Origin of the sequence: Streptomyces calidiresistens (assembly GCF_014141525.1) — a bacterium.
GTDB classification, from domain to species: domain Bacteria; phylum Actinomycetota; class Actinomycetes; order Streptomycetales; family Streptomycetaceae; genus Streptomyces; species Streptomyces calidiresistens.
The window spans coordinates 1-8198 of record NZ_VKHS01000175.1 but is presented as its reverse complement, the minus strand read 5'-3'; the positions used below and the strand labels follow the sequence as shown (position 1 = coordinate 8198).

6 protein-coding genes are annotated in these 8198 nt (G+C 75.7%); 5 read left to right on the top strand and 1 reads right to left on the bottom strand.

Annotated elements, in window-relative coordinates:
* The first annotated feature begins 126 nt into the window (after positions 1-126).
* The 3 genes from FOE67_RS10015 (at position 127) to FOE67_RS10005 (ending at position 3987) form a co-directional block, all read left to right on the top strand.
* On the top strand, positions 127-1479 hold the full coding sequence (locus FOE67_RS10015; RefSeq protein WP_182662692.1) for a M16 family metallopeptidase: 1353 nt from the start codon (positions 127-129) through the stop codon (positions 1477-1479).
* A 35-nt stretch (positions 1480-1514) separates the two neighbouring features.
* The gene (locus FOE67_RS10010) at positions 1515-2939 is read left to right on the top strand and encodes a M16 family metallopeptidase (RefSeq protein ID WP_182662690.1); all 1425 of its coding nucleotides are present in this window, start codon (positions 1515-1517) and stop codon (positions 2937-2939) included.
* A 370-nt stretch (positions 2940-3309) separates the two neighbouring features.
* Entirely contained in the window at positions 3310-3987 is a 678-nt protein-coding gene (locus tag FOE67_RS10005) for a GntR family transcriptional regulator (protein WP_182662688.1), read from the top strand.
* Between the two features lie 350 nt (positions 3988-4337).
* Here the strand turns inward: FOE67_RS10005 and FOE67_RS10000 are convergent, their stop codons facing one another.
* On the bottom strand, positions 4338-4622 hold the full coding sequence (locus tag FOE67_RS10000) for an HPr family phosphocarrier protein (RefSeq protein ID WP_182662687.1): 285 nt from the start codon (positions 4620-4622) through the stop codon (positions 4338-4340).
* Between the two features lie 292 nt (positions 4623-4914).
* Here FOE67_RS10000 and FOE67_RS09995 point away from each other — a divergent pair, with 292 nt between their 5' ends.
* Both FOE67_RS09995 and FOE67_RS09990 read left to right on the top strand, forming a co-directional pair.
* Complete coding sequence (locus FOE67_RS09995) at positions 4915-7845, top strand: bifunctional acetate--CoA ligase family protein/GNAT family N-acetyltransferase (protein ID WP_182662685.1); 2931 nt, start codon at positions 4915-4917, stop codon at positions 7843-7845.
* A 113-nt stretch (positions 7846-7958) separates the two neighbouring features.
* The coding region (locus tag FOE67_RS09990) for a DUF5998 family protein (RefSeq protein ID WP_228473727.1) at positions 7959-8198 on the top strand (240 nt) is incomplete at its 3' end.

The following is an 8198-nucleotide window of genomic DNA, read 5'->3' as shown; positions in this document are numbered from 1 at the left end:
CTCCCGACCCGGTCCCCGCCCCGGCGGCCGACTCGCGACGGCCCGCCGCGCCGCGGGCCCGCCCGCGCCGAACCGCCCGTGCCCGTCGACCCCCGTCGGCGCCACGACGAAAGGAACCACATGACCATCGGCCACACGGCCACCCCCCGGGAGTCCGCCGGCGGACTCACCGCGACCGAGCACCGGCTGTCCAACGGCCTGCGCGTGGTGCTCTCCGAGGACCACCTCACCCCCGTCGCGGCGGTCTGCCTCTGGTACGACGTGGGCTCCCGCCACGAGCGGCCGGACCGCACCGGCCTGGCCCACCTCTTCGAGCACCTGATGTTCGAGGGGTCGGCCCAGGTCCCCGGCAACGGGCACTTCGAGCTGGTGCAGGGGGCCGGCGGCTCGCTCAACGGCACCACCAGCTTCGAGCGCACCAACTACTTCGAGACCATGCCGGCCCACGAGGTGGAGCTCGCGCTCTGGCTGGAGGCCGACCGGATGGGCACCCTGCTGACGGTGCTCGGCCAGGAGTCCCTGGACAACCAGCGCGACGTGGTGAAGAACGAGCGTCGCCAGCGGTACGACAACGTCCCCTACGGCACCGCGTTCGAAAAACTGGTGGCGATGGCGTACCCCGAGGGGCACCCGTACCACCACACCCCCATCGGCTCGATGGCCCACCTGGACGCGGCCTCCCTGGAGGACGCCCGGGAGTTCTTCCGCACCTACTACGCCCCGAACAACGCGGTCCTGGCGGTCGTCGGCGACATCGACCCGGAGCGGACCCTGGAGTGGGTCGAGAAGTACTTCGGCACCATCCCCGCCCACGACGGCAAACGCCCCCCGCGCGACGGCACCCTCCCGGAGATCATGGGCGAGGAGCTGCGCCGCGAGGTGGTCGCGGACGTTCCGGCACGCGCCCTGATGGCCGCCTACCGCCTCCCGCACGACGGCACCCGCGAGGCCGACGCCGCCGACCTGGCGTTGACCGTGCTGGGCGGCGGCGAGTCCTCCCGTCTGCACAACCGCCTCGTGCGGCGCGACGGCACGGCGGTGACGGCCGGATTCGGGATGCTGCGGCTGGCCGGCGCGCCCTCCCTGGGCTGGCTGGACGTGAAGACCTCCGGTGACGCGGAGATCCCCGTCATCGAGGCGGCCGTGGACGAGGAGCTGGCGCGGTTCGCCGCCGAGGGGCCCACCGACGAGGAGATGGAGCGGGCCCGCGCCCAGTTGGAGCGGGAGTGGCTGGACCGACTGGCCACCGTCGGTGGCCGCGCCGACGAGCTGTGCCGCTACGCCGTCCTGTTCGGCGACCCGCAGCTGGCGCTGACCGCCGTCGAGCGGGTGCTCGCGGTCACCCCGCAGGAGGTCCGCGAGGTCGCCGCCGCCCGACTGCACCCCCGCAACCGGGCGGTGCTGGTCTACGAACCGGGGGAGGACCCCGGGGACGCCGATGGCGACACCACGGGCACGGAGAGCGAGGAGCAGCGGTGACGGAGACCGAGACCACCGGCGCGGGGGGAACCGGGATGCGGCTGCACCCCCGGCCCGGCAGCGGAACCCCGAAGCCCTGGGCCTTCCCGGCCCCCGACCGCTCCGGACTGCCCAACGGCCTGACCGTGCTGCGCAGCCACCGTCCCGGCCAGCGCGTGGTGGCGGTGGAGCTCCACCTGCCCGCCCCCCTGGCGGCCGAGCCCCGGGACCGGGAGGGCGTGGCCACCATCACCGCCCGTGCCCTGTCCGAGGGCACCGACCGGCACACCGGGGAGGAGTTCGCCGCCGAGCTGGAGCGCTGCGGGGCGACCCTGGACGCCTGGGCCGACCACGCCGGGATCCGGATCTCCCTGGAGGTTCCCGCCTCCCGGTTGGGCCGGGGCCTGGAACTGCTGGCCGACGCCCTGCGCGCCCCGACCTTTCCCGAGCACGAGGTGGAGCGGCTGGTCCGCAACCGCCTGGACGAGATCCCCCACGAGCTGGCCAACCCGGCCCGCCGCGCGGCGATCGCCCTGTCCGAGGCGCTCTTCCCCGCCGACAGCCGCATGTCCCGGCCCCGTCAGGGGTCCGCGGAGACCGTCGCGCGCATCGACACCAAGGCGGTGCGGGCCTTCCACGAGGCGCACCTGCGGCCCTCCACCGCCACCGCGGTGGTGGTCGGCGACCTGACCGGGGTGGATCTCGAGGGGATGCTGGGGGAGACCCTGGGCACCTGGCGGGGCGAGGACCGTCCCCCGGCCCCGTACGCGCCGGTGGCCGGGGACGACTCGCCGCGGGTGATCGTGGTGGACCGGCCCGGCTCGGTGCAGACCCAGCTGCTCATCGGCCGGGTGGGTCCCGACCGCCACGATCGGGTGTGGCCCGCCCAGCAGTTGGGCGTCTACTGCCTGGGCGGCACGCTCACCTCCCGCCTGGACCTGGTGCTGCGCGAGGAGAAGGGCTACACCTACGGCGTGCGCGCGTACGCCAGGGTGCTGCGCTCCTCCGCCGACGGCACCGGGGGGTCCCTGCTGGCGATCAGCGGCTCCGTGGCCACCGATGTCACCGGTGAGGCGCTGGCGGACCTGCGGCGGGTGCTGGTCACCCTCGCCGAGGAGGGGCTGACCGACGCCGAGCGGGACACCGCCGTGCGCAACCTGGTGGGCGTGGCCCCGCTGCGGTTCGAGACCGCCGCCGCGGTGGCGGGCACCCTCGCCGACCAGGTGGAGCAGGAACTGCCGGACGACTTCCAGGCGCGGATGTACGAGCGGTTGGCGGAGACCGGCACGGTGGAGGCCACGGCCGCCGCCGTCGCCGCCTTCCCCGCCGACCGCCTGGTGACGGTCCTGGTGGGTGACGCCTCGCGGATCGTGGAGCCGGTGCGCGGCCTGGGCTTCGGCGAGGTGACCGTGGTCACCGGCGAGGAGGTCGATCCGGAGGCCGCCGCCGGGGCCCCGGACGAGGACGGTCCCGCCGCCTGACGGCGGGGGGCGGATCCCGCCCCCCGCTCCCACCGGCCGCGCCCCGGACCCGGGAATCCACGGGTCCGGGGCGCGGCCGTCCCGGTGGGGCGGGCGGGTGGAAACCGCGCCCGGCCCACCGGGCGCCGGGAAAGGGCCCGGGCCCGCGTTTCACGCCGGCCGCCGGCCGCCCCGGAGCGGTATCCGCCCGCAGAGTCCCCGGAACATCCGATATCCGTCCGATATCCCCTCGGTCGGAGGCCGAAAGCGGATGCCCGGGAAGGGGTGGCTATCGGCACCGCGGAGTTTTTGCCATACAGTTCGGGCAGGGCCCGGCGTGAATATGGCGGGGTGCAACGGGGGCCGGCACCGTTAGCAGTGGGAGCTCTTCATGCGTATCTCCGGGCACACGGTATGCACGGCGATCCGTGACGACATCATCGGCGGGGTTCTGCCACCGGGCGCCCGACTCGCGGAGGAGCAGCTGGCGCACCGGTACGGCGTCTCCAGGGTGCCGGTGCGCGAGGCCCTGCGGACCCTGGAGTCGGAGGGGTTCGTGGTCTCCCGACGGCACGCGGGGGCCTGCGTGGCGCAGGTCGGCGACCGGGAGGCCGCCGACCTGCTGGACATCCGCGGGCTGCTGGAACCCCTGGGCGCGGCCCGCGCCGCCCAGCGCCGCACCGAGGCCCACCTGAAGGTTCTGCGCGGTCTGGTGCGGTTGGGCCGCCAACGCGCAGGCCAGGGCCAGGAGGCCGATCTCCGCTCGCTGGGCGACTGGTTCCACGAGACGGTGGCCCGGGCCACCTGCAGTCCCGGCCTGACGTCGATGCTGGTGCAGTTGCGCCACAAGATCACCTGGCTCTACGCGGCGGAGCCGGTGTCACGGGCGGTGCCGGTGTGGCAGGAGCGGGGGGCGCTGGTGGACGCGATAGCCCGCGGGGACGCCGAGCGGGCGCGCGCGCTGTCGGTGGCCCAGCTCGAGCGTTCCGCGCCGGTCCGCAAACCCTCGCGCCAGGGCGCGGTGAGCACTCCGAAACCTGCCGTCAACACGGCGCGCGGACGGATTTAACGAGGGTCGTATACACCTGTACCCGGGATGGATTCGGAGCCGATCCGGTCGGTGATTCGGAGTGTATTCGGAACGATGGATCGGGCGCCGAAATCCTTCGGTCGTTTCTTCTGCCCATCGCCCCGGATTGCCGTTCGGGGCCGCTCCGGTATTGCGCCACCGAATCCCCTCGTCCTCCCCGCCGGCCCGGAATTCCGACGCCGGTGAAAGCCGTTCGCCCGGCGTGTCCCGCGGCGCCCCGGCACACCCGGGGGCGTTCGCCGAAACGCCGCGTCGCCCCGGACCGCCGGGGTCCGGGACGACGGGTGATCGGTCGGAGCGGCGACGCGGGGGACCGCGTCGCCGGGGGATCACTCCGCGGCCGGAAGCTCCTCCAGCCCCTCGGAGACCAGCTTCGCCAGCCGGTCCATCGTCTCCCCCGCCCCCTCGGCGTCGGAGGCCAGCACGACCTCCTCACCGCCCTCGGCGCCCAGCCCCAGCACCGCCAGCATCGAGGCGGCGTTGACGGCCGGGCCGTCGCCCTTGGCGATGGTCACCGGGATTCCGGCGCCGGTGACCGCGCGAACGAAGATCGAGGCGGGACGGGCGTGCAGGCCCTCCGGCCAGCCGACGGTGACACGGCGCTCGGTGGTCATGGTTCAAGCCCTTCGGGTCGGGGACGCTGCCCGGCCGGGCCCCCCGTGGACCCGGACCGTTTCCCGCGGATCCCGCCCACCGACGGGACGCCGCGCGTCCCCGGGTGCGATCCACGGGTCTCCAGCCTGCCCCGGGCGTCCGGCGCCGGCGCACCCGGGGCACCCGGGGGAGCACGGTCCACCCCGGGCCGCCCGGCCGGCACCGCACGCCGCCACCGCGAGGTACCGAAGGTCCCCCGCCGGGGCCCGGTACGCCGCCCCCGGGCCGCCCCTCCGGCCTTAGGGTGGCATCATGCCGCCGTCCGCCGCGCCCCAGCCGAGTCCCGACGCCGAGCCCGTGCCGCAGCCGTATCCGACCCATTGGGAGGCGGACGTGGTGCTCCGGGACGGGGGCACCGCCCACATCCGGCCCATCACCGAGGACGACGCGGGCCGTCTGGTGGACTTCTACGAACGGGTCTCCGACGAGTCGAAGTACTACCGCTTCTTCGCGCCCTACCCCCGCCTCTCGGCCCGTGACGTGTACCGCTTCACCCACCACGACCACGTGGACCGGGTGGGCCTGGCCGCCACGGTCGGGGACGAGTTCATCGCCACCGTGCGCTACGACCGGATCGACGCCGACGGCCACCCGGCCTGCGCCCCGGCGGACCGGGCGGAGGTGGCCTTCCTGGTCGAGGACGCCCACCAGGGCCGGGGCCTGGCCTCCGCGCTGCTGGAGCACATCGCGGCCTGCGCCCGGGAGCGCGGCATCCGGCGCTTCGTCGCCGAGGTGCTGCCCGCCAACAGCAAGATGATCAAGGTGTTCACCGACGCCGGCTACTCCCAGCGTCGCAGCTTCGTGGACGGCTCGGTCCACCTGACGCTCGATCTGGAGCCCACCGAGGCCTCGCTGAACGTCATGCGGGCCCGCGAGCAGCGGGCCGAGGGCCGATCGGTGCGCCGCCTGCTCGCCCCCCGATCGGTGGCCGTGATCGGCGCGGGCCGTCGCCCGGGCGGCGCGGGCCGCACCGTCCTGGAGCACCTGCTGCGCGGCGGCTTCACCGGCCGGGTGCACGCCGTCAACCACGCCCTGCCCGCGGACGGCGGACCCGCGGAGATCGGCGGGGCGCCCGCCCACCGTTCGATCGCCGACATCCCCGAGCCGGTGGACCTCGCCGTCCTGGCCGTGCCGACGGAGGCGGTTCCCGCCGTGGTCGAGGAGTGCGGCGAGCACGGGGTCCAGGGACTGGTGGTCATGGCCGGGGCCCCGGACCGGGTCCGCCAGCGCGAACTGGTCCACCACGCCCGCTCGTTGGGCATGCGGATCATCGGCCCCAACGCCTTCGGCGTCTTCAACACGGCGCCGGACGTGCGCATGAACGCCAGCCTGGCCCCCTACCTGCCCCACCGGGGACCCATCGGCCTGTTCACCCAGTCCGCCGCCATCGGCATCGCCGCGCTGGAGGAACTCGAACGCTGCGGCGCCGGCCTGACCGGCTTCGTCTCGGCGGGCAACCGCGCCGACGTCTCCGGCAACGACCTCCTGCAGTACTGGTACGACGACCCGGACACCCGGGTGGTGCTGATGTACCTGGAGTCCCTGGGCAACCCGCGCAAGTTCACCCGGCTGGTGCGCCGGGCCGCCGCCTCGGGGCGGCCGGTGGTCGTCGTGCGCGGGGGCCGGCACAGCGGCGGCAGCGTCCCCACCGGCCACGCCGTTCCGGCGCTGGGCCCCGGCCGCACCCCCGACGCCACCGTCTCGGCGCTCCTGGGCCGCGCCGGCGTGATCGAGGCGGCCACCGTCACGGAGATGGTGGACGCCGGCCTGCTGCTCGCCCGCGGCCCGCTGCCCGCCGGCCCCCGGGTCGCCGTGGTCGGCAACGCCGAGTCGCTGGGCCTGGTGGTGCACGACGCCTGCCGCGCCCAGGGACTCATCCCGCGCCTGGCGCCCGCGCTGCCGGCCGACGCCGAGCCGGCCGCGTACCGACGGGCGGTCGCCGGGGCCCTCGCCGACCCGGCGACCGACGCCGTGGTCGTCACCGCGGTGCCGGTGGTGGGGGAACGGGAGCCGGGCCCGGCCGGGGCCGGCCGGGAGTCGTGGGGGCGCGCCCTCACCGAGGCGCTGCACGCCGCCCTGCGCGACGCGGCCCCCGGCACCGCCGACCGTCCGGAGGAGCCCTCCGACGCTGTGCCCCCGGGCACCGCCCCCACCGGGGGGACCCGTGACACCGCCGGGGACGGGGACCGCGCCGGCGTGCCCGGCACCAAGCCCGTCCTCGTCGCCCACGTCGCGATCGAGGGCCTGGCCGAGGCGCTCAGCGCCCGGGAGATCCCCGCCTACCCCTCCGCCGAACGTGCCGTGCGCGCCCTGGCCCACGCCGATCGGCACGCCCGGTGGCGGCGGGCCGCCGAGACCCCGGGGAAGGTGCCCCACTACGAGGACGTGGACGAGGCCGCCGCCGAGGCGGTGCTCGCCGAGGCACTCGGCGGGCGGACCGCCGCCGGCCCGACCACGGCCGCCGGTGGGGTGCCCGGGTCCCCGGCGGTCGTCCGCAGCACCCCCCTCACGGAGGAGGCCGCGCACCGCCTGCTCGCCGCCTACGGCATCCACGTCCTGCCCGCTCTGCCGGCCCCCACCGAGGAGGCCGCCACCGAGGCCGCCGAACGGCTGGGCTACCCGGTGGCCCTGAAGACCACCGCCCCGCACCTGCGCCACCGCGCGGACCTCGGCGGGATCCGGCTCGGCCTCACCTCCGCGGAGGAACTGCTGCGGGCCCGCGCCGAGATGATCGCCGACCTGGGCGGTCCGGCGGAGCTGCGCCCGGTGGTCCAGCCGATGGCCCCGCGCGGTGTGGACACCGTGGTGCGCGCGGTGGTCGATCCGGCCATCGGCGCGGTGCTCTCCTTCGGATTGGCCGGCCCGGCCTCCGAACTCCTCGGTGATCTGGGTCACGCCCTGCTGCCCCTGACCGACCGGGCCGCCGCGGAGGTGATCCGCTCCATCCGGGCCGCCCCGATGCTCTTCGGTTGGCGCGGCGCCCAGCCGGTGGACACCGCCGCCCTGGAGGACGTCCTGCTGCGGCTCGGCCGGCTGGTGGACGATCATCCCGAGGTCGCCGCCGTGGACCTGGAACCCGTGGTGGTCTCCGCCCGGGGCGTGGCCGTGCTCTCGGCCTCGGTGCGGGTCGCCCCCGCCCCGCCCCGCAGCGACCTCGGCCCGCGCCGGCTCGCCTCCTGGTGAGTCGCCGTGAGTCGCCGTGAGTCGCCGTGAGCCGCGGCGGGCCGCCGGGCGGGGCCGGCGACGCCTCCGCTCGGGGGGAGTCGACGTCGGTACCGCCCCTTAGGATGGACGGCATGGCGAAGACCGGTACCACCACCCAGGGGCTGCGCGCGGCGATCGAGCGCAGCGGCTACTACCCGGCGCTCGTGGCGGACGCGGTCGAGTCGGCCGTGGGCCGCGAGCCGGTGGTCTCCTACCTGGTGCACCAGGAGACGACCTTCGACAGCAACGAGGTCCGTCGCCACGTCACCGTGCTGGTGCTGACCGCCACCCGCTTCGTCGTCAGCCACACCGACGAGCAGCCCGCCGACCCC

Bases quoted from the DNA above. Each gene is read 5' to 3' on its own strand.
- FOE67_RS10010 (WP_182662690.1), top strand. From the start codon at position 1,515: ATGCGGCTGCACCCCCGGCCCGGCAGCGGAACCCCGAAGCCCTGGGCC.
- FOE67_RS10005 (WP_182662688.1), top strand. From the start codon at position 3,310: ATGCGTATCTCCGGGCACACGGTATGCACGGCGATCCGTGACGACATC.
- FOE67_RS10000 (WP_182662687.1), bottom strand. From the start codon at position 4,622: ATGACCACCGAGCGCCGTGTCACCGTCGGCTGGCCGGAGGGCCTGCAC.
- FOE67_RS09995 (WP_182662685.1), top strand. From the start codon at position 4,915: ATGCCGCCGTCCGCCGCGCCCCAGCCGAGTCCCGACGCCGAGCCCGTG.